This is a genomic window from Streptomyces sp. NPDC102467 (assembly GCF_044765445.1).
GTDB lineage: Bacteria > Actinomycetota > Actinomycetes > Streptomycetales > Streptomycetaceae > Streptomyces.
The window spans coordinates 405,039-425,054 of record NZ_JBIWKA010000008.1 but is presented as its reverse complement, the minus strand read 5'-3'; the positions used below and the strand labels follow the sequence as shown (position 1 = coordinate 425,054).

Annotated in this window: 21 protein-coding genes, 1 pseudogene and 1 riboswitch; of the genes and pseudogenes, 13 read left to right on the top strand and 9 right to left on the bottom strand. The window is 72.3% G+C overall.

Features of this window, described 5'->3' with window-relative positions; genetic code table 11:
- Nucleotides 1-21: 21 nt before the first annotated feature.
- Nucleotides 22-181, bottom strand: a riboswitch (cobalamin riboswitch).
- Nucleotides 182-240: 59 nt separating this feature from the next.
- The 3 genes from ACIREE_RS19600 to ACIREE_RS19590 are packed head-to-tail and all read left to right on the top strand — an operon-like array spanning nucleotide 241 to nucleotide 3,765.
- Complete coding sequence (locus ACIREE_RS19600; protein WP_404153259.1) at nucleotides 241-1,578, top strand: cobalamin biosynthesis protein CobG; 1,338 nt, start codon at nucleotides 241-243, stop codon at nucleotides 1,576-1,578.
- A gap of 13 nt (nucleotides 1,579-1,591) precedes the next feature.
- Nucleotides 1,592-2,233 (top strand): precorrin-8X methylmutase, encoded by a 642-nt coding sequence (locus tag ACIREE_RS19595; RefSeq protein WP_404153256.1) that lies wholly within the window; start codon nucleotides 1,592-1,594, stop codon nucleotides 2,231-2,233.
- Nucleotides 2,230-3,765 carry a precorrin-2 C(20)-methyltransferase gene (locus tag ACIREE_RS19590; RefSeq protein WP_404153253.1) on the top strand — a complete coding sequence of 512 codons (1,536 nt, stop codon included), beginning with the start codon at nucleotides 2,230-2,232 and terminating at the stop codon, nucleotides 3,763-3,765. Before ACIREE_RS19595 ends, ACIREE_RS19590 begins: the two co-directional genes overlap by 4 nt.
- A gap of 15 nt (nucleotides 3,766-3,780) precedes the next feature.
- On the opposite strand, the gene ACIREE_RS19585 is transcribed toward ACIREE_RS19590, so the two are convergent.
- Entirely contained in the window at nucleotides 3,781-4,557 is a 777-nt protein-coding gene (locus ACIREE_RS19585) for a cobalt-precorrin-6A reductase (RefSeq protein WP_404153250.1), read from the bottom strand.
- An 11-nt stretch (nucleotides 4,558-4,568) separates the two neighbouring features.
- On the opposite strand from ACIREE_RS19585, the gene ACIREE_RS19580 reads away from it, so the two are divergent.
- A complete protein-coding gene (locus ACIREE_RS19580; protein ID WP_404153248.1) occupies nucleotides 4,569-5,720 on the top strand; it encodes a cobalt-precorrin-5B (C(1))-methyltransferase in 1,152 nt (383 codons plus the stop codon).
- A 290-nt stretch (nucleotides 5,721-6,010) separates the two neighbouring features.
- Here ACIREE_RS19580 and cobM read toward each other — a convergent pair whose 3' ends face one another.
- Nucleotides 6,011-6,760, bottom strand: coding sequence for a precorrin-4 C(11)-methyltransferase (gene cobM / locus ACIREE_RS19575; RefSeq protein ID WP_404153245.1), 750 nt, complete (start codon nucleotides 6,758-6,760; stop codon nucleotides 6,011-6,013).
- Nucleotides 6,761-6,773: 13 nt separating this feature from the next.
- Nucleotides 6,774-8,015 carry a precorrin-6y C5,15-methyltransferase (decarboxylating) subunit CbiE gene (gene cbiE / locus ACIREE_RS19570; RefSeq protein ID WP_404153243.1) on the bottom strand — a complete coding sequence of 414 codons (1,242 nt, stop codon included), beginning with the start codon at nucleotides 8,013-8,015 and terminating at the stop codon, nucleotides 6,774-6,776.
- A gap of 138 nt (nucleotides 8,016-8,153) precedes the next feature.
- Here cbiE and ACIREE_RS19565 point away from each other — a divergent pair, with 138 nt between their 5' ends.
- Together ACIREE_RS19565 and ACIREE_RS19560 are read left to right on the top strand one after the other, a co-directional pair.
- A complete protein-coding gene (locus ACIREE_RS19565; protein WP_404153240.1) occupies nucleotides 8,154-8,564 on the top strand; it encodes a bleomycin resistance protein in 411 nt (136 codons plus the stop codon).
- 131 nt (nucleotides 8,565-8,695) lie between these two features.
- Nucleotides 8,696-10,555: a hypothetical protein gene (locus tag ACIREE_RS19560; RefSeq protein ID WP_404153237.1), complete on the top strand. Its 1,860-nt coding sequence runs from the start codon at nucleotides 8,696-8,698 to the stop codon at nucleotides 10,553-10,555.
- A gap of 31 nt (nucleotides 10,556-10,586) precedes the next feature.
- On the opposite strand, the gene ACIREE_RS19555 is transcribed toward ACIREE_RS19560, so the two are convergent.
- From ACIREE_RS19555 to ACIREE_RS19545, 3 genes are all read right to left on the bottom strand, one after another.
- On the bottom strand, nucleotides 10,587-11,033 hold the full coding sequence (locus tag ACIREE_RS19555; RefSeq protein ID WP_404153234.1) for a hypothetical protein: 447 nt from the start codon (nucleotides 11,031-11,033) through the stop codon (nucleotides 10,587-10,589).
- Nucleotides 11,034-11,163: 130 nt separating this feature from the next.
- Nucleotides 11,164-12,108: an NADP-dependent oxidoreductase gene (locus ACIREE_RS19550; protein ID WP_404153231.1), complete on the bottom strand. Its 945-nt coding sequence runs from the start codon at nucleotides 12,106-12,108 to the stop codon at nucleotides 11,164-11,166.
- A 99-nt stretch (nucleotides 12,109-12,207) separates the two neighbouring features.
- The gene (locus tag ACIREE_RS19545; RefSeq protein ID WP_404153228.1) at nucleotides 12,208-12,969 is read right to left on the bottom strand and encodes an SDR family oxidoreductase; all 762 of its coding nucleotides are present in this window, start codon (nucleotides 12,967-12,969) and stop codon (nucleotides 12,208-12,210) included.
- Between the two features lie 112 nt (nucleotides 12,970-13,081).
- Here ACIREE_RS19545 and ACIREE_RS19540 point away from each other — a divergent pair.
- Nucleotides 13,082-13,234: pseudogene (locus ACIREE_RS19540) on the top strand (hypothetical protein); the annotation flags it as partial.
- Between the two features lie 272 nt (nucleotides 13,235-13,506).
- Nucleotides 13,507-13,644, top strand: a complete 138-nt coding sequence (locus ACIREE_RS19535; protein ID WP_404153225.1) for a hypothetical protein — start codon at nucleotides 13,507-13,509, stop codon at nucleotides 13,642-13,644.
- A gap of 1 nt (nucleotide 13,645) precedes the next feature.
- Here the strand turns inward: ACIREE_RS19535 and ACIREE_RS19530 are convergent, their stop codons facing one another.
- Entirely contained in the window at nucleotides 13,646-14,599 is a 954-nt protein-coding gene (locus ACIREE_RS19530; RefSeq protein WP_404153223.1) for a LysR family transcriptional regulator, read from the bottom strand.
- An 82-nt stretch (nucleotides 14,600-14,681) separates the two neighbouring features.
- Between ACIREE_RS19530 and ACIREE_RS19525 the strand changes: the two genes are divergently transcribed.
- Nucleotides 14,682-15,908, top strand: coding sequence for an MFS transporter (locus ACIREE_RS19525; protein WP_404153220.1), 1,227 nt, complete (start codon nucleotides 14,682-14,684; stop codon nucleotides 15,906-15,908).
- Here the strand turns inward: ACIREE_RS19525 and ACIREE_RS19520 are convergent.
- Nucleotides 15,877-16,158, bottom strand: a complete 282-nt coding sequence (locus tag ACIREE_RS19520) for a DUF397 domain-containing protein (protein ID WP_404153217.1) — start codon at nucleotides 16,156-16,158, stop codon at nucleotides 15,877-15,879. The genes ACIREE_RS19525 and ACIREE_RS19520 overlap by 32 nt on opposite strands.
- Nucleotides 16,115-16,966 (bottom strand): Scr1 family TA system antitoxin-like transcriptional regulator, encoded by an 852-nt coding sequence (locus tag ACIREE_RS19515; RefSeq protein ID WP_404153214.1) that lies wholly within the window; start codon nucleotides 16,964-16,966, stop codon nucleotides 16,115-16,117. Before ACIREE_RS19515 ends, ACIREE_RS19520 begins: the two co-directional genes overlap by 44 nt.
- A gap of 115 nt (nucleotides 16,967-17,081) precedes the next feature.
- On the opposite strand from ACIREE_RS19515, the gene ACIREE_RS19510 reads away from it, so the two are divergent.
- The 4 genes from ACIREE_RS19510 (at nucleotide 17,082) to ACIREE_RS19495 (ending at nucleotide 20,015) form a co-directional block, all read left to right on the top strand.
- The gene (locus ACIREE_RS19510; protein WP_404153210.1) at nucleotides 17,082-17,465 is read left to right on the top strand and encodes an ATP-binding protein; all 384 of its coding nucleotides are present in this window, start codon (nucleotides 17,082-17,084) and stop codon (nucleotides 17,463-17,465) included.
- 49 nt (nucleotides 17,466-17,514) lie between these two features.
- A complete protein-coding gene (locus tag ACIREE_RS19505; protein ID WP_404153207.1) occupies nucleotides 17,515-18,318 on the top strand; it encodes a DUF4389 domain-containing protein in 804 nt (267 codons plus the stop codon).
- A 99-nt stretch (nucleotides 18,319-18,417) separates the two neighbouring features.
- Nucleotides 18,418-19,197 (top strand): ParA family protein, encoded by a 780-nt coding sequence (locus ACIREE_RS19500; RefSeq protein ID WP_404153204.1) that lies wholly within the window; start codon nucleotides 18,418-18,420, stop codon nucleotides 19,195-19,197.
- Nucleotides 19,197-20,015, top strand: coding sequence for a ParB/RepB/Spo0J family partition protein (locus ACIREE_RS19495; protein WP_404153201.1), 819 nt, complete (start codon nucleotides 19,197-19,199; stop codon nucleotides 20,013-20,015). Before ACIREE_RS19500 ends, ACIREE_RS19495 begins: the two co-directional genes overlap by 1 nt.
- Nucleotide 20,016 lies beyond the last annotated feature (1 nt).

Sequence of the window (20,016 nt, the reverse complement as noted above, 5' to 3'; positions counted from 1 at the left end):
GCCTTCCTCGGGGTGTCCGCGCCCCGGGTGGGTTCTGACGGCGGGAGTTCCTGGCTCACCCTCTTCTCTATGAGAGGGCTCACAGTGGCGGGACCGCGCCGGAATCGCACCGGCTTCCTCCCCTGTCGCCGTCGCTGGCGAAGGTGGCGGGCCGGACGGGACCGCCGCGGTTCATCGTACGGGGCGGGGGCGTGACCTGGGGCGGGATGCCCGTCACAGCCGATGGGTATGCTCCGTCGCATGCCCGCCTCCCCCCTACCCAACGATCCCGGTACGCCCGGAACGTCCCCGGGTGACGCCTGCCCCGGTGCGCTGCGGCTGCACGCGGCGGACGACGGGTTCCTGGCGCGGGTCCGGATCCCCGGCGGGGTCCTCGACGTGGCGCAGGCGCGGGCCCTGGCCGGTGCGGCCGGGCGGCTCGGGGACGGGACGCTGCATCTCACCTCGCGGGGCAACGTGCAGTTGCGCGGGTTGCGGGAGGGGTGCGGCGGGGAGTTGGCGGAGGTGCTCGGCCGGGTCGGGCTGCTGCCGTCCGCCGCGCATGAACGGGTCCGGAACGTGGTGGCTTCGCCGATGTCGGGGCTCGACGGTCTCGGGGTCGTCGATGTGCGCGGGTGGTTGACCGGGTTGGATGCGGCGCTCTGTGCGAGTTCTGTCACTCCGGAGTTGTCCGGGCGGTTTCTTTTCGCGCTCGATGACGGGCGGGGGGATGTGGCGGGGCTGGCGCCTGACATTCTGCTGCGGGGGCTCGCCGGGGGCGGGGCGGCGCTTTCTGTCGGGGCCGCGGAATTCGTTGTCCGGTACGAGGACGCGGCGCGGGCCGCGGTCGTCGCGGCCGAGGTTTTCGTCGCCGCCGCGCGTGATGTCTCGGGCCGACGGGTGTGGCGGGTCCGCGAACTGGGCTTGCCTGTGGCCGAGTTGGCCTCGCTGGTTGCCGATGCGCTCTCTGCGACCGGGATCGAGTGCAGCCCCGTCGGGGGCGCGCCTGCGATGGGCAGCGAGCCCAGCCCCTTCAGGGGCGCGGGGAACTGCGCGACCAGCGACGACGCTCCCGCACGTGTCCATCGATCCGCCATCGGCGACGGCGCACAAGCCACGGGGCTCCGCCCCGGACCCCGCTCCTCAAACGCCGGAGAGGCTGATTTTTCCGGGCCGTCCGCTGAAATGCCGGGGGCATGCATAACCGCCCGCCTCGGGGCGATCACCGGTGCTCAATGGGCCGCCCTGACCGACCTGATCGCCCACCTCCCGGCCAGGGAACTGCGGCTCACGCCCTGGCGGTCCATCGTGATACCCGGCGCCACACCGGCCCAGGCCGAAGAGCTGACACGCACCGGGCTCGTGACCGACCCTGATTCACCCTGGACCCGCACAGGGGCTTGCATCGGGCGCCCCGGCTGCGCCAAGGCGCACGCCGACGTGCGCGCCGACGCGGGCGCCCGGCATCCGCTCCTGCCCACCTACTGGTCCGGCTGCGAGCGCCGCTGCGGGCACCCCGTCGGGCCGTACGTGGATGTCGTGGCACGCCCCGACGGCACGTATGTCGTCACCAACCCCCCTACCTCGCAACCCACTTGAGAGAGCCGAACCCGTGTATGACTACGAGAAGGACGGCGCGGCCATCTACCGCGAGTCCTTTGCCACCATCCGCACCGAGGCGGCAGCCGGACTCGCGGCGCTGCCCGCCGACGTCGCCCAGGCGGCGGTCCGCATGATCCACGCCTGCGGCCAGGTGGATCTCGTACAGGACATCGGCCACTCGGCCGGGGTCGTGGCGAAGGCCCGCGCCGCTCTGCGCGGGGGTGCGCCGATCCTCTGTGACGCGCGGATGGTCGCCAGCGGCGTCACCCGTAAGCGGCTGCCCGCCGACAACGAGGTGATCTGTACCCTCAATGAGCCCGAAGTGCCCGCGCTGGCAGCCGAGTTGGGGACCACGCGCAGCGCCGCCGCGCTGGAGTTGTGGCGGGAGCGGCTCGACGGCGCCGTCGTCGCCATCGGCAACGCCCCGACCGCTCTCTTCCACCTCCTGGAGATGATCCGGAAGGGCGCGCCCCGGCCGGCGGCGATCCTGGGCATTCCGGTCGGGTTCGTCGGGGCCGCCGAGTCCAAGGACGCCCTGGCCGCGAACGAGCTCGGCCTGGAGTACCTGATCGTCCGCGGGCGCCGTGGCGGCAGCGCCATCACCGCCGCCGCGATCAACGCCATAGCGACCGAGGTGGAGATCCAGGCATGAGCAACACCCCTGGCAATACAGGCAAGTTGTACGGGGTCGGGCTCGGGCCCGGCGACCCGGAGCTGATGACCGTCGCCGCCGTCCGCGCCATCGCCGGGGCGGACGTCATCGCGTACCACTGTGCCCGTCATGGCCGTTCCATCGCCCGCTCGATCGCCGCGGAGCACCTTCACGAGGGGCAGATCGAGGAGCGGCTGATGTATCCGCTCACGGTCGAGACGACGGACCACCCCGGCGGCTACCGCGGGGCGCTCGACGACTTCTACGCCGAGGCCGCCGCCACGCTCGCCGCGCACCTCGACGCGGGCCGTACGGTCGCCGTGCTCGCGGAGGGCGACCCGCTCTTCTACGGCTCCTACCAGCACATGCACAAGCGGCTTGCGGACCGGTACGACACCACGGTCATTCCCGGTGTCACCTCCATCAGCGCGGCGGCCGCCCGGCTCGGCGAGCCGCTGTGCGAGGACAAGGAGACGCTGACGATCATCCCGGGCACGCTGCCCGAGGACGAGCTGACCGCGCGGATCGCCGCCGCGGACTCGGCGGTCGTGATGAAGCTGGGCCGTACGTTCACCACGGTCCGTACGGCGTTGGAGAGTGCGGGCCGTCTCGACGACGCCCGCTATGTCGAACGTGCCTTCATGGCCGGCGAGCGCACCGGCCGGCTCGCCGACATCGACCCCGACTCGGTGCCGTACTTCTCCGTCGCGGTCCTGCCGTCCCGTATCGACGCCGAACCCACAGAGCCCGCAGAGCCCGCTGGACCCGCAGGGGCGTCCGGCCGCGGCGAGGTCGTGGTCGTCGGCACCGGGCCCGCGGGGGCGCAGTGGCTGACTCCGGAGTCGCGCGGCGCCCTCGCGAACGCGGACGATCTCGTCGGCTACACCACGTACATCGACCGGGTGCCGGTCAGGCCCGGACAGCTGCGGCACGGCTCGGACAACAAGGTGGAGTCCGAGCGCGCCGAGTTCGCGCTCGACCTGGCGCGGCGCGGGCGCCGGGTGGCCGTGGTGTCGGGCGGCGACCCAGGCGTCTTCGCGATGGCCACGGCCGTGCTGGAAGTCGCCTCGCAGGGTGCCTACGCGGACGTGCCCGTACGCGTGGTGCCCGGGGTGACCGCCGCCAACGCGGCCGCGGCGAAGGCGGGGGCCCCGCTCGGCCACGACTACGCCACGATCTCCCTGTCCGACCGGCTCAAGCCGTGGGAGGTCATCGCGGAGCGGCTGCGTACGGCGGCGGCGGCCGATCTGGTCCTGGCGCTGTACAACCCCGGTTCGCGCAGCCGCACCTGGCAGGTCGGCAAGGCACGCGAACTCCTCCTGGAACTCCGTCTCCCCGACACTCCTGTCGTCCTCGCCCGCGATGTCGGCGGCCCCGAGGAGAGCGTCCGCACGATTCGTCTCGCCGACCTCGACCCGGCCGTCGTCGACATGCGCACGCTGCTGATCGTGGGCTCTTCGCAGACACAGGCGGTGGTCAGGGCGGACGGTTCGACGGTGACGTGGACGCCGCGACGGTACCCGGAGGGGTGACCCGGCGCACCCCGTTCAGGGTGTGCCGATGTCCACCGCCGGCCTGTCCTCGGTGGGGGCGGCCGTCACCACCCACTCCGCCGCCTCCTCCACCGTCGCCACCACAGGTACCCCCTCCGGTACCGGAGGCCGTCGGACCACGATCACCGGGATTCCCGCCTCTCGGGCCGCCGTCAGTTTGGGGGCCGTGGCCGTGCCGCCGCTGTCCTTCGTCACCAGGACGTCGATGTGGTGGCGGGCCAGGATCTCCCGTTCGCCGTCGAGCGTGAACGGGCCCCGGTCGAGGAGCAGCTCCATGTGCGGCGGGCACGGCGGTTCGGGTGCGTCGACGGAGCGTACGAGGAAGAACGCGTCGTCGATGTGGGCGAACGTGCCGAGCCCGAGCCTGCCGGTGGTCAGGAACACCCTTCGGCCCGTGCCCCGTACGGCCTCGGCCGCCTCCGCGAGCGAACCGGCCTCCCGCCAGTCGTCGCCCTCGCCCGGGACCCAGCCGGGCCGGCGCAGCGCCAGCAGGGGAACATGGGCGGTGGCGGCCGCCCCGGCCGCGTTGAAACTGATCGTCTCGGCGAAGGGATGCGTGGCGTCGATGACCGCGCTCACGGCGTGCTCACTGATCCAGCGCGCCATGCCGTCGGCCCCGCCGAACCCGCCGATCCGCACCTCGCCCGGCGGCAGTCGCGGCGCGGCGACCCGGCCCGCCAGGGAGCTGGTCACCCGCAGCCGCGGGTGGCTGTGCAGGAGCTCGGCCAGCTGCCTGGCCTCGGTCGTTCCGCCGAGGACGAGTACATGCATCGGGGAACTCCATGAGTGAATCGGCGAGTGAAGCGGCGAGTGCGGCGGCTGAGCCGAAGGGCGGGCGCGGGGCCCAACTCAAGCACACGGGTCTGCGGTCCGGCTGGACGACCGGGGCCTGCGCGACGGCGGCGACCACCGCCGCGTACACGGCGCTCCTGAGCGGCGATTTCCCCGACCCGGTGACGATCACCCTGCCCAAGGGGCAGACGCCGTCCTTCGCGTTGGCGGTCGAGTCGCAGGGCCGTGATCACGAGGGGCGTACGGCGACGGCGGGGGTCGTGAAGGACGCGGGCGACGACCCGGACGTCACGCACGGCGCGCTGGTCCGCTCGACCGTGCGGGTGCTGCCCGCGGGGTCCGGTGTCGTCTTCCGGGCCGGGCCCGGCGTCGGCACGGTCACCCGCCCCGGGCTGCCGCTCGACGTCGGGGAGCCCGCGATCAACCCGGTGCCGCGGCAGATGATGCGCGAGCATGTGGCGCGGGTCGCGGCGGCGTGCGGCGGCAGCGGCGACGTGGAGATCACGATCTCCGTCGACCACGGCGAGGAGATCGCCCGCTCCACCTGGAACCCGCGCCTCGGCATCCTCGGCGGGCTCTCCGTCCTCGGCACCACCGGCATCGTCGTGCCCTACTCGTGCTCGGCCTGGATCGACTCGATCCGGCGCGGCGTGGACGTGGCCCGCGCGGCGGGCCGTACGCATGTCGCCGGGTGCACGGGCTCCACCTCGGAGAGGACGGTCGTACGCGAACACGGGCTGCCTGAGGACGCGTTGCTGGACATGGGCGACTTCGCGGGCGCGGTTCTGAAGTACATCCGGCGTCATCCCGTGGACCGGCTCACCCTGTGCGGTGGCTTCGCCAAGCTCTCCAAACTGGCGGCGGGCCATCTCGATCTCCACTCGGGCCGCTCCCAGGTGGACAAGGGCTTCCTCGCGGAGCTGGCCGTGCGGGGCGGCGCGGGCCCGGACCTCGCGGCCTCGGTCGCCGACGCCAACACGGGCCTTGCCGCGCTGCAGTTGTGCGCCGCTGCGGGGGTCCCGCTGGGGGACCTGGTCGCCGCGGAGGCGCGGGAGCAGGCGTTGCTCGTCCTCCGGGGTGCGCCGGTCGCGGTCGACGTCATCTGCGTCGACCGGGCCGGGAACGTGGTGGGCCGGGGCTGACACCCGCCGCGGGGCGCCGGCCTCGTGGTCGACCACCGGTCTCGTCGTGGCTGGTCGCGCAGTTCCCCGCGCCCCTGAGATGCGCACTTCGTGCGCCATCTCAGCGGCAAAATCCAGCCCCTCGGGCGATCGAGGAGCGGGCCCATTCGGCCCATTCAAGCCCCTCCGGCGATTGAGGAGCGGGGTCCGGGGCGGAGCCCCGTGGGGTCAGTCAGCAGGTGTGCCGGGCCCGCCAAAATCCAGCCCCTCCGGCGATTGAGGAGCGGGGTCCGGGGCGGAGCCCCGTGGGGTCAGCAGGTGTGCCGGTCGCGTTCCACCGAGTACAGATGGCTGTCGCGGAACTGGGACGCCCCCAGCGTGCGCCCCACCAAGATCACCGCCGTACGCAGAACCCCGGCCGCCTGCACTTGCCCCGCGATGTCACCGAGGGTCCCGCGCAACACCAGTTCGTCGGAACGACTCGCATACGCCACGACCGCCGCAGGACAATCAGCCCCGTAATGCGGAAGCAGCTCGGACACGATCCGCTCGGCATAGCGGGCGCCCAGGTGCAGAACGAGCAGCGCCCCGCTAGCCCCGAGCGTGGCCAGGTCCTCCCCCTCCGGCATCGGCGTGGCCTGCTGCGCGATGCGGGTCAGGATGACGGTCTGGCCCACGGTGGGCACCGTCAGCTCCCGCTTCAGCGCGGCCGCCGCCGCCGCGAACGCCGGAACCCCGGGCACCATCTCGTACGGGATGCCGTGCGCGTCGAGCCTCCGCATCTGTTCCGCGACCGCGCTGAACACGGACGGGTCACCGGAGTGCAGCCGGGCCACGTCGAGCCCCGCCTCGTGCGCCGCGACGAACTCCCCCTCGATGGCATCCAGGTCAAGAGCGGCCGTGTCGACGAGCCGCGCGTCGGGCGGGCACTCGGCGAGGAGTTCGCGGGGTACGAGCGAGCCCGCGTACAGGCACACCTGGCAGGAGGCGAGGCGGCGCGCGCCGCGCAGGGTGATCAGGTCGGCGGCGCCGGGGCCCGCCCCGATGAAGTACACGGTCATGGCTGTCCCGCCTTTAGAGGTCGTCCGAAAGGTTCGTCTTCGTCACCGACCACTGCGTGACCGGCATCGCCTGCCGCCACCCGGTGAAGGAGCCGACCGGCACGGCGTGCGCGACGGCCAGCTTCACCAGTTCGCCGCCGTGCCGCCGGTACCAGGTGGCGAGGAGCGCCTCCGATTCCAGCGTCACGGTGTTCGCGACCAGTCGGCCACCCACCGGCAGCGCGCTCCAGCAGGCGTCGAGAAGCCCCGGGGCCGTCAGCCCACCGCCGATGAACACCGCGTCGGGCACCGGCAGTTGGGCCAGCGCGTCCGGCGCCGCGCCCCTCACCACGGTCAGCTGTGGCACTCCGAGCCGGGCAGCGTTCCGCCCGATCCGCTCGGCCCGCTCCGGGTCGCGTTCGACGGCGTACGCCCGGCACGAGGGGTGCGTCCGCAGCCACTCCACGCCGATCGAACCGGAACCGCCGCCCACATCCCAGAGGAGTTCGCCGGGCGCGGGCGCGAGCGCGCCGAGCGTCGCGGCCCGGATGTGGCGTTTGGTGAGCTGCCCGTCGTTCTCGTACGCGGCGTCCGGCAGACCGGGCACGGCGCCGAGCCGGGGCGCGTCCGGGGCGCGGCGGCACTCGACGGCGATGACGTTCAGCGGATCGCCGGGCGCCCGGGACCAGTCCTGTGCCACGCCCTCGTACGTCACCTCGCCCTCGCCGCCCAGCTGTTCCAGGACGGTCAGCCGGCTGGGCCCGAAGCCGCGCTCGGTGAGCAGCGCCGCCACTTCGGCAGGGGTGTCCGCACCCGCCGAGAGGACGAGGACCCGGCGGCCGTCGTGCAGCGCGGCGGCGAGCCGGTCCGCCGGGCGGCCCACCAGGGTGACGACCTCGGTCTCTTCGACGGGCCAGCCGAGCCGCGCGCACGCGTACGAGGTCGAGGACGGGTGCGGCAGGACCTGTACGGCCGCCGCGCCCGCGATCTCGGTGAGGGTGCGGCCGATCCCGTAGAACATCGGGTCGCCGCTGGCCAGGACCGCGAGGCGGCGCCCGGCGTACCGGGCGAGCAGCCCGGGGACGGCGGGGCGGAGCGGCGACGGCCACGGCACCCGTTCCCCCGCGCACTCCGTGTCCGGCAGCAGTGCGAGCTGGCGCGGCCCGCCGATGACGGCCTCCGCGGCGCGCAGGGCCGTGCGGGCGGTCCCGGTCAGGCCCGGCCAGCCGTCGGCCCCGATCCCGACGACGGTCACCGCGGGCGGCACGGAAGGCACGGGAGTCGCGGAAGCCGGGGGAGTCACTGCCTGGTACCTCGTGCGTGGTGCGTCATGCTCGGAAGGGTTACGTGAAGTCAAGGGAGCCGCACTCTATCGGGCGACATCGGCTCCCCCGCCGACGCCCCTGGAGCGCCGATGTCCCGCACCGTCCTCACCGGCCGTCTCGCGCCGATCATGCCGAGCCGCGAGCTGTCGCGGACCATCGCCTTCTACGCGGATCTCGGTTTCGCGGCGGACGCCCACTACCCCGACGACGGCTATCTGATCCTCGTCCGCGACGAGGCCGAACTGCACTTCTTCCACGCCCCCGAAACCGACCCGCTGAGTACCGCGCACGCCGTGTACCTGCGGCTCGGCGGGGGCGCGCACCTCGTGGACGCGCTGTACGAGGAGTGGCGGGGCACGGGTCTGAGCGCGGACCCGTACGCGACGCCGCGCCTCGTCGAGCCCGACGACACGGTGTACGGGATGCGGGAGTTCGCGCTCGTCGACCCGGACGGGAATCTGCTCAGGATCGGCTCCGTACTGGAGGCGACCGAGGGCTGACCGAGGGCTGACCGACTGCTCACCGAGGCCGGGTGCCGACTCGCCGCCGGGCCGCGCGGTCCCCGAAGCTGCCTTCCGCACGGTGTTACCTCAGAGGCGGGTGACAGCAAGCGGGAGAGGTACGGGACGACATGACGGGATACGGGGCGGCGCGGGCCTGGGTCGTGTCCGCCGTGGTGCTCGGGGCGTCGGCCCTGCCGGGGACCACGCAGGCGCGGGCCGCCGACGAGGACACGGTGCACGCGGCCGTCGTCTGGCCGGTCATGGCGACCCCGCACATGACGGCGGCGGCCCTCGGCTCCGGGTCGAGCGCGCAGGCCGTCTTCGACGACGACACGCTCGCCGGGCTCCTCGCGGCGGGCGGGCGGCTGCGCGAGGTCGTCGACGCGGGCAAGGACCGCGAGGTCAGCTGGGTCCTCGACCCGGATCTGGTGATCGCCGCGCAGGCGATGGCGGACGGCTACCGGGTAGCGGACAGCGCCGACTCCAGCAATCCGCAGGACAGCGCGCCCGGCTCCGGGCAGAGCGCCGCGCGGTCCTGGCTGACCGCGCTCAAGAACGCGGTCAAGGGGCGGGATGTGTGGCTGCTGCCGTACGCGGACGCGGACCTGGCCTCGCTCGCCCACCATCCGGGCACCGACACCGACGACCTGACGGAGGTCGTCGCGGGCCTCATGAACAGCACGGACGACACGGATGACGCCAAGGACCGGGTCGACCGGATCCTCGGCGTCGGGACCCGGACCGGGCTCGGCTGGCCCGCGGACGGTGCGCTGGACACGGAAATCACCCAACTGGGGGCGAAGTTGGGGGTGACCCGGGTGCTCGCGTCCGGCGAGGGGCTCACCCCGGCGGGCGCGGACCCGGTGACGCTCGGCGGTGCGGGCGCGGGGAGCGAAGACAAGATCACGGCGCTCCCCTACGACGCGAGCCTCACGACGGTGCTGGCCCACATCAAGGACCCGGCCCCGGCCGCCTCTCCGTCCCCGTCCCCGTCACGGCCCCCGTCCGCGACCGCGACCGCCTCGCCCAGCCCGAGCCCCAGCGGCTCCAGGGGCTCCAGCAGCTCCAGTAGCTCCAGCCCTTCGGCCTCCGAGTCGGGGAGCGGCGACACCCCCGACGCCGCGACGGTCACCCGGCTCACCGGGTTCCTCAAGGGGAGCGTCCGCCCCGCCCTCGTACCGCCACGCGACCTGTCCGGTACGGCGGCGAACGCGCTCGGTGCCGCGCTCGACTCCGGCACCGATGAGGGCTGGCTGGATCTGGAGGGCATCCGCACCGCCGACAACGATCCGGTGCGGGGCCTGGCGGCGGCCGGCACGGTGTACCCGTCCAAGCTGCGCGCCGGTGAACTCGCCGCGGCCCAACTCACAGCCGTAGCAGGCGACTTGGACGGTCTTTCGACGCTCGCGAAGGTGCTCGCCGACCCGAAGGCCACCACGGCGTCCGTGCACGCGGCCATGGCGCGGGCCCTGTCCACGGCCTGGCGGTTGACGGACGATTCCGCGCAGCGGACGTTCCAGGCGCGCACGTCCGATTTCCTGTCCACGTCCGCGACGTCGCTGCGCCTCGTCCCGAAAACGACCGTCACCCTCACCGCCGGTGACTCGGCGATCCCCGTGACGGTCGACAACGGCCTGCAGCAGCCGGTGTCGGGGCTCGAACTGCGGGTCTCCTCCGCCGACTCGGAGCGGCTGAAGGTCAACGACGCGAAACTCCCGGTGGAGGCGGCAGGATCCGCGAGCCACACCACCCACATCGGTGTCACGGCGAAGGCCAACGGCAAGGCGCGGATCACCGCGCAGCTCTACACCAGGAGCGACGGGAAACCGTGGGGCGAGCCCATGTCGTTCGACGTCGATGTGACGTCGGTGTCGGTGGGGTCGATCGCCGTGGTGGGGGCGGGGGTTGTCCTCATCGTGCTGGCGGCGGCGTTCCGGATGCGCCGGGTACGCAAGCGCCGGGGGCAGCAGCCCCCGGCGGCGGAGTAGGCCGGCGGAGTACGTCAGCGGATCGTGGTTTTCAGGCGGCCACAGCGGCGCTGCGGCGCAGCGTGCGCAGGACCAGCCACTGGTCGCCCCAGGCCATCGCCGTGCCGAGGACGGCCATCAGGATGCCGATGAACAGCCCGCCGGCGGCCGACCCCAGGGCGAAGCCGACGGCGCCGAGCCCGGCCCGCACCGCGAAACGGACACCGACCAGGCCGAGCGCGAGGAAGCGGGTGCGCTTGTTCTTCCACAGGGCCCGCATCAGGCGCATCCGGGTACGCAGCACGGTCAGCGTCAGTGTGATGTTGACGACCAGGACGATCGGGATCACCCAGTAGACGGCCGGATAGGCGCGGGCGATGTCGAAGATCCCGGCGAGGCAGCCCATGATCGGGAAGTACCAGGTGGGCAGCCCCTGAAAGTCGGTACCCCGCGCGACCTGCCGCGCCTGCTCCGCCGTCACCTTGTTCGCGCCGCCCATTGCCCTGCCCCCGTCTGCGTCCGTCTGTGTCTGTCTGCGTCCGTGATCGTCGTTTCCGACATCACTGAGCTTCGCGGAACGGGGGTGGTGCCCGGCAGAGCGAGGCGTCCCGACCCTGCCGGTACAAATGTCACTCGGCCGGGTCGGCGTCCGGCAGGAGGACGGTCTTACCCAGAGGGTGGTCGTGTTCCAGGTGGGTGAAGGCCGCGCGGACCTCGGTCAGCGGGTAGGTCCGGCTGATCGGCACCTCGATCCGGCCGGCCGCCGTCAGTTCGGCCAGTTCGGCGAGGACCGCCCGGTCGGTGCCCTCGGCGCTGCCCTGCGACCGGGTGCCGAGCGCGGCCGCGGCGCCGTGGTCGAGGGTGTTGACCCGGTGGGGCGGCACTCCCAGGGAGAGGGCGATCTTCGGGTAGTCGCCGCCGTGGAAGTCGAGGAAGGCGTGCGCCGTGCTGCCGCCGTCGTCCTCGGTCGCGCGGCGGAGGCGTTCCTCCATCCCGCTCCCGTAGACGACGAGGGCGGCGCCCTGGGACTCCAGCCAGTCCTGGTGCCGCGCGGAGGCGACCGCGACCACGTTCGCCCTGCGCAGCCGCAGGAGTTGGACGGCGAGACTGCCGACCCCGCCGGTGGCGCCGCTGACCACGACCGTCTCCCCGGCCCGGGGGTCGACCGCGGTGACCGCCGCCCATGCGGTGCTGCCCGCGACGTAGAGGGCACCGGCGGCGGCCCAGGGGAGCCCGTCGGGCTTGCGGACGAGCTGGTCCTCGGGGACGGCGACGTACTCGGCGTGGCTCGACCGCTCCCAGGACCAGCCGAGGACCGGGTCCCCCGGCGCCCAGCCGGTCACCTCGGCCCCGGTCTCGGTGACCGTGCCCGCGAGGTCGCTGCCCTGCCCGGACGGGAAGCTCGCCGGGAACATGTCGTGCAGGGCCCCGGTGCGGATCTTGGCCTCGCCCGGGTTGATCCCGGCGGCCCGGACCCGGACCAGGACGTCGTGCGGGCCGAGCGGACGCGGTGCGACGTCCTCGACGCCGAGCACGTCGATGCCTCCGTAGCGATGGAAACGTACGGCTTTCATGGTCAACCCTCCTGCTGTGCAAGCCTGTTGATGAATGCCTGTTGATGAATGGCTGTTGATGAATGCCTGTTGATGAACGGCTGCTGATGAACGGGAAGGTCAGGCGATGCCGCCGTTGCTGAACAGGACCTGGCCGTTGATCCAGCGGCCGCCGGGACCGGCGAGGAAGGCGACGGCCTCGGCGATGTCCTCGGGGGTGCCGAGCCGTTCCAGGGGCGCGGCGGAGGCGATCCGCGCGATGAGTTCCTCGCTCTTGCCCTCGACGAAGAGCGGCGTCGCGGTCGGGCCGGGGGCCACCGCGTTGACGGTGATGTCGCGGCCGCGCAGTTCGCGGGCGAGGATCAAGGTCATGGCCTCGACCGCGCCCTTGGTCGCCGCGTAGCCGCCGTAAGTGGGCTGCTGGAGCCGGGTCACCGAGGTGGAGAAGTTGATCAGCGCGCCGCCGGGACGCAGCCGCCGGGCGGCGAGCTGGGAGACGACGAAGGTCCCGCGGACGTTGACCCTGTGCATCCGGTCGAAGGTGTCGAGGTCCATCTCGACGAGCGGGGCGAGCAGCATGATCCCGGCGGTGTTGACGACCGCGTCGATGCCGCCGAAGCGGCGTTCCACGGTGTCGAAGAGTTCGGCCATCTCCGTCGGTTCGGCTACGTCCCCGGACAGGGCCACCGCCGTGCCGCCGGCCGCGGTGACCGACTCGACGACCGCCTCCGCCTTCGCCGCGCCGCCCGCGTAGTGGACGACGACGGTCATGCCGTCGGCGGCAAGGCGGTGCGCGACCGCGCCCCCGATGCCGCCGGAGCCGCCGGTCACCAGGGCCACCCTCGGCCGGTCGGATGTGTTCTGCGCTGCCGTGGTGTCCATGACTGCTCCTGGGGAGAGTTGAAGGTTTCGTCCCGGGTTTCGACTTGGTTTTCGACTTGGGTTTTCGACCTGGATCTCAACCCTCCGCCGCGTGTAGTTATTTGTCCAATGCATGCAAAATATGGAGCTTATGCGTATGGCGCATATTGAACGGGTGGACCTCAATCTGCTGGCTCCGCCGGCCGCGCTCCTAGAGGAGCGGCACGTCTCGCGGGCCGCCGAAGTCGCCGCGATGAGCCGGGCGCTGCAACGGCTGCGGGACACGCTCGGCGACGAACTCCTGGTGCGCACGCCCGGCGGCTACCGGCTCACCCCGCGGGCCGAGCGGGTCCAGCGCCAGCTGCGGGCGGTCGTGCCGCGCCTGGAGAGCCTGTTCGCGCCGGAGGAGTTCGACCCCGCGGGGGGCCGCCGAGGCGTTCCGGCTGACCGTGCCCTACCACTCCCTGGCCGCGCGCTCGGTCGCCGGCACCGAACTGATCCCTCACGCAGCCCGCGCGGCTGCTCGCGGAGCAGCGCCCGGATCCCGGCGTCCGGGTCGTGCCCGCTCCCGAGGAGACCCGCCCGCTGCACTACCAGATGGCCTGGCACCCCCGGCTCGACGGCGACCTCGGACAGCGCCGGCTGCGGGACGCCATCCGGGCCGTCACCGCCGAACTCCCGGACGCGGTCGCCTAGTTCAGCCTCTGACGGCCGGGCCGGTCGCGGCCCAGCCCGGGACCCAGGAGTCACCGTGCCCCGGCCCGTCGTACGCGCGCGACAGGTGCTCCCGCAGGGTCGCGAGCGCCGGGTGCGCGTTGTCGTGCCGCCACAGCAGGGAGTGCGGGTAGACCGGGGTCGGGCGGTGCACCGGGATCATGCGCAGGTCCAGGCCCGCGGGGTACGCGAGCGGGGTGCGCGGGCCCATGAACGTGGCGACCGACGCCGACTCCGCCACCGTCTGCAACAGGTGGTCCGCGCCGAAGTTGGGCCCGGCCACGTCGATGTCGAGCCCGAAGGTGTCCGCCAACTCCCCGTAGTACGCGCCCCATTCGGTGCCCTCGGCCAGGCCCGGCATCCAGATCCGGTGCCCGGCGAGGTCGGCAGGGGAGACGGAGTCCGCCCCGGCGAGCGGATGCCCGGTGCCGGTGACGAGCAGGATCGGCTCGTCGGCGACACGCTCGCTGCGCACCTCCGGCGGCAGCTGGTCCTCGGGGATGCGGCGGGCCCAGAACGCGGCGTCGACACTCCCGTCGCGGACGGCGGCGAGCACGGCCTTGCCCGCGGCGCCGAGGGCCACCACGTCGAGCGCGATGTCCGGGTGGTCCCGGTGGAAGTCCTGGAGGAGCCCGGCGGTCATGACGCGGGTGCCCATCACGTCCACGCGGAGCGGGCGCCGCCCCGGGCGCACGGACGCGGCGGCCTTCTCCACGGTGCGCAGGACGGCCTTGGCGTGCGGCAGGAACGCCTGCCCGTCCAGGGTGAGCCGGGCCCCGCGCGGCACCCGCGTGAACAGCCGCACGCCGAGCTCGCGCTCCAGGGCGGCGACGCGCTTGGAGACGGCCTGCTGGCTGACGCCCAGCTCTTCCGCGGCAACCTGGAATTGACCTTCACCGGCAACGGCGACAAAGGTGCGTACAGCTTCGAGATCCACCTCGCCATACAACCACGGGTTGTACGGCATCGAGGTGCCGGTTGTTTGATCGGGTGTCGCCGCACCGCTTGGATCGCAGGTCATGAAGCAGATGAGGCTCGGCCGGGATTTCGGATGGTTGTGGGCCGCGTTCGCGGTGAGCACGGCGGGGACGTGGCTGGCGCTCGACGCGTTCTCCCTGATCGCGGTGCTCGTCCTGCACAGCAGCACGGCGCAGGTGTCGTTCCTCGCGGCCGCCGGGCTCGCCGCCGGGGCGCTGCTCGCGGTGCCGCTCGGCCCGTGGGTGGAGTTCCGCCGCAAGCGGCCCGCGATGATCGGGGCGGACCTGGTGCGGTGCGCGGCGCTGCTCACGCTCCCCATGGCGTACGTCATCGACGCGCTGACCTTCACCCAACTGGTGCTCGTGTCCGTGGTCGTCGCGACCGCCGACATCGTCTTCAAGTCGGCGAGCGGCGCCCATCTGAAAGCGCTGGTCCCGGCGGACGGGCTGCTCGTCGCGAGCGCCCGGTTCGAGACGACGATGTGGACGGCCACCTCCATCGGCCCCACGCTCGGCGGCGCCGCGATCGGGGCCTTCGGGCCGTTGACGACGATCGTCGGGGACGCGCTGAGTTACGTCCTGTCGGCGATCGGCGTCCGCGCGATCCGCTCGCCCGAGCCGGTGCCCTCCGGGGGCGGCCGTCGCAAGTTCAGCTGGGCGGATGTGGGTGAGGGCTGGCGGTACGTGTGGCGCCACCCCGATCTGCGCGGGCTCTTCCTCAACACGGCCCTCGTCAACGGCCTGATCATGGTCGGCGCCCCGCTGATGGCCGTGCTCATGCTCCGCGAACTCGGCTTCCCCGTATGGCAGTACAGCCTCGCGTTCGGCGTGCCCTGCCTCGGCGGCCTCATCGGCTCGCGTCTGTCGCCCCGCCTGGTGCGGCACTACGGGGCCCTGCGGGTGCTTCGGGTCAGCGGGGTGGCCCGTGCTTGTTGGCCGGTGGGCCTGGCGTTCACCGGTCCCGGGGTGGGCGGGCTGCTCGTCGTGATGTTCGTCGAACTCGGCCTCATCACCTGCTGCGGCATCTTCAACCCGGTCATGGCCCGCGAACGCCTCCAGCGGACCGAGTCGGACCGGGTCGCCCGGGTCCTGTCCGCCTGGAACATCACCAGCACGGCGGTGACCGCTGTGCTGACCTTGGCGTGGGGCGGGCTCGCGGCGGCGGTCGGTACGCGCGAGGCGCTGGCCGCCGCTGGTGTCCTGTTGCTGGGTACGCCGGTGCTGCTGCGCTCTGCGTCTACAAGGTCCCCAGTGCCGCGGCTGCCCTGAACGCGTTGAACGCGGCCGGGGTGGTGGTGAAGGCGCCGACGGCGGGGTTCTTTGAGTCGCGGAGGGCGACGTACCCGCCGGGAGTGGCGGTGAGTTCCAGGCAGTCGCCGCCTGCGTTGCCGCTGTACGACGACTTGCGCCAGGTCGCGCCGTTGAGGGGGGCGCACTCGATGCAGTCGCCGCCACTGCTCCCGCTGTAGCTGGACTTACGCCACGCCGCTGTCATCGTCGGCTTCCAGGTGTTCCCCATAGCGTTCCTCCATTACGCGGCTGATCATTGCCGCCGAGTCTTCCACGGAGAGGGCAGCCGCCTGCAGCCGAGCGTAGAGGAACGAACCCTCTTTGAAAGCCTTGGGGTTGGCGGTCGCGTGGCCCTGTACGAAGCCCTCCGTATATAGAACGTCCGGATCTTCATCGAAACGCAACAGGTTGAACGACCCTGTAAGAGCAGTGTGTTGACCGACTGAGAACGGCAGCACCTGCACGCTCACATGCCGTTGGTCGCGGAAGCTCAACAGATGGGCCAGTTGGTTCCACATGACGTCCCGGCCCCCGAGCGGGCGGCACAGCACCGCCTCGTCGAGTACGACCCACACTTGCGGCGGCTCGCCCCGGTCCAGAATTCGCTGACGCTCCATGCGCGCGGCGACCAACTCATCGAGGTTCGGCGGGTTGGGTGCCTCCATCACGGCCTTCGCATACGCCTCCGTCTGCAGCAGCCCGTACACAACCTGCGCCTGATACGTCGAGATGTACGCGGCCTTCGCCTCCAGCCCCGCGTACTGCTGGAACCACGACGGCAGCTGACTCCGCAACACCAACCCGGCGAGCCGCCCGAACGCACCCCCCGCCCCCAGGACGGAGTCAACCCGCTCGGCGAAATCGCGGGTCGGCACCTTGTGCGCCGTCTCGATCTGGCCCACCAAGGACCCCGTACAGAAAAGCTTCGCGCCGAGCTGGGGCTGGCTCAGGCCCGCCGCCTCGCGCCAGTGGCGCAACTCGGAGCCGAAATGATCGAGCGGCGACGCGCTCGGGTCGAGTTCCCGGATGTTGGCCATGGCGCTACCCCCAACGGCAGTGACTGTCCGCTTCCGCACGTAGCCGAGAGTAGCCATCAGCCGACACTCTCGTACCGCGAACGACTCAACTCGTCGCCCTTGAGCAGGAGTTGTCATGAACTGTCACGCCATGAACTTCAACGTCGGCGATCACTCGGCCCACCACATCCGCCGGATCGTCCGGATCTACCTACGACAATGGGACATGGCGGAGCTCTCCGACGCGGCCGAGCTCGCGCTCACGGAACTGCTCACGAACGTGATCCGGCACGTTCCGGAGCAGCGCTGCTCGCTGCTGATCCTGCGGCAGCACCGAGGGGTACGTGTCGAGGTCGGGGACCCGGATCCGCGTACCCCCGTCGTAGGGGACCCGAATCAGCTGGACGAGGGCGGCCGGGGCCTGTTGCTCGTCGAGGCGGTGACGGATCGGTGGGGCGTGCATCCGAGGCCACCGGGCAAGACGGTGTGGTTCGAGTGCGACGCGAAGGCCGCCACCTGAACGGCTGCCAGCGGATGCCGGGGCCCACGCCCTTGGGCAGAGTTGCGGCATGGCCGCCTCTCCCGTTTTCGGCGCCGTCCCCCCGCTGTCCGGCGCCGAGCCCCTGCCCGAACTCGACATCCCGCCGCCCGGCCGTCAGCACCGGCTCACGGTGCTGCTGCGTCTGCTGTTGCTGCTGCCGCACGCGATCGTGCTGGCCCTGCTCTCCGTCGTCACGGTCTTCGCGGTGGTGGCCGCGTGGTGCGCGACGCTGCTGATCGGGCGGGTCCCCGAGCCGCTGGAGCGCTGGCTTTCGGGCTACCTCGGCTACGAGACCCGCCTTTCGGCCGCCGCGATGCTGCTGACGGGGCGCTACCCGCCCTTCGAATGGGGCTCACCGTTCGCCTATCCCCTACAACTACGGCTGCACTCCCACGCTCTCAACCGGGTCGCCGTGCTGTTCCGGCTGCCCCTCGTGCTGCCCGCGGCGGTGGTCGGCGGGCTCGTCACTGCCGGCTGGTGGGCCGTGTCGTTCCTGTCGTGGCTGGTGGTGCTCGTCCTCGGGCGGATGCCGCGACCGCTGTTCGAGGCGACGGCGGCCGTGCTGCGGTTCCGGATGCGGGTGTCGGCGTACGTGTTGCTGCTGACGCCCTCCTACCCGAAGCGGCTGTTCGGGGACCAGACGTCGACGGACTCGGCGCTGGGTACGGTCCGCAGCCCCTCGGCGACCCGGCCACTGTTCGTGGGCGGCACCGGGAAGGTGCTGGTGGGCGCGTTCTTGCTGTTGGGGTTGGTGGGGTGGGCCGGTAACGCGGTGCGGTACGAGTACGAGCCGGTGCCCGCCGAGGCCGGGGTGGGCGCCCGGACTCCTTAGCCGGTTCGGTTCCGTCGGCGTGTACACCGCCGCCCCGGGCGCCGCGCTGCCACAGTGACCACGAACCTCCGCCCCAATCGCACCAGTTAGTGAGCATTCGTGGCCCACGTACATGTGATCCTCAACCAGAAGGGCGGCGTGGGTAAGTCCACGCTCGCCGTGAATCTGGCCGCCGTCACCGCCGACGTCCTCGGCGCGGGCGACCAGGACGCCGGTGAACGCCCGCCCGTCGTCGCCGTCTCCATCGACCCGCAGGGCTCGGCCGTATGGTGGTCGGAACGCGTCGGCGAGGGCCTGCCCTTCGACTTCGTACAGGCCCACAACGACCTCGCGGGCCTCGCCGCCCTGTCCCGCATCCCGTCCGCGCAGCACGTCTTCGTCGACACCCCGGGCTGGCTCGACCTCGCCGAGAACGACGGCACGGACCCCCTCGGCAAGGGCGCCGCCGCCGACGCCCTGCGCGCGGTCCTGTCCAACGCCACCGACGTCATCGTCCCCATCGAGCCCGAGCCGCTCGGCTTCCAGCCGACACAGCGGACGGTGGAACGGGTCGTGAAGCCGCGCGGCCTCCCCTTCCGCGTCGTCATCAACAACTGGGACCCGCGCGACGGCAAGGCCGACCTGGACCAGACCCGCGCCTTCGTCCGGGCCCAGGGCTGGCCGCTGGCCCGCACCGTCGTACGCCACTACAAGCTGCACACCCGGGCGAGCGCCGACGGCCTGGTCGTCACCCAGTACGGCGCCAACCGCGTCGCCCTCCAGGCCCGCGAGGACTTCTTCCGGCTCGCTCTGGAAGTGGGGCTCGCCGCGATCCCGAAGCCCACGCGCGCCAAGAGCACCGGCACGAAGCCCCGTACGAAGAAGAAGGTGAAAGCCTGATGGGGCGGCGCACCGATCTGTCCTCCCTGCTGGGCGCGGCGGACGCGGAGAAGGCGCCCGCCGCGGCGCCGAAGCGGCCCGACACCAAACCGCTCACCGTCCCCGTCGCCGACCTCGCCGAGAACCCGGACAACCCGCGCCACGAACTGCGCGACCTGGACGGTCTCGCCGAGACGGTCCGCGAGCGCGGCGTGCTCCAGGCGCTCGGCGTCGTCCCCGCCGCCGTGTTCGTCGCCGCGCACCCGCACCACAAGAAGGCCGTCGGCAAGGCCCCGTACGTCGTGCTGCACGGACACCGGCGCCTCGCCGCGGCGAAGATGGCCGGGCTCGACGAGGTGCCCGTCCTCGTCCGCTCCGACGCCACCCGCTCCGACGAGGACGCGCTCATCGAGAACGTCCAGCGCGACGACCTCACCGAGCTGGAACAGGCCCAGGCCATCCAGGGCCTGATCACCTCCTACGGCTACTCGCAGCGCCAGGTCGCCGGCCGCATCGGCAAGACCCAGGGCTTCATCTCGCAACGCCTGTCCCTCATGAAGCTGCGTCCGGACCTCCAGGAGGCCCTCGCCGACGGCCGCGTCTCCGTCGAGGACGCCCGGCGCATCGCCCGCCTCCCCCACGAGGACCAGCAGCTGCCCGGCCAGTACGGAGAACTGCCCGCCGCGTCCGTGCCCCCGGCACGCAAGGGCGGACGCGGCCGTGATTACGGCGTAATCAGGATCGACAGCCGGGGGACACCGGAGGACGTGGTGGACGCGCTGCGCCGGCACCTGGCCCCGGCCGCGCTCGACCGGGTCGTGGAACTCCTGAGCAACTGAG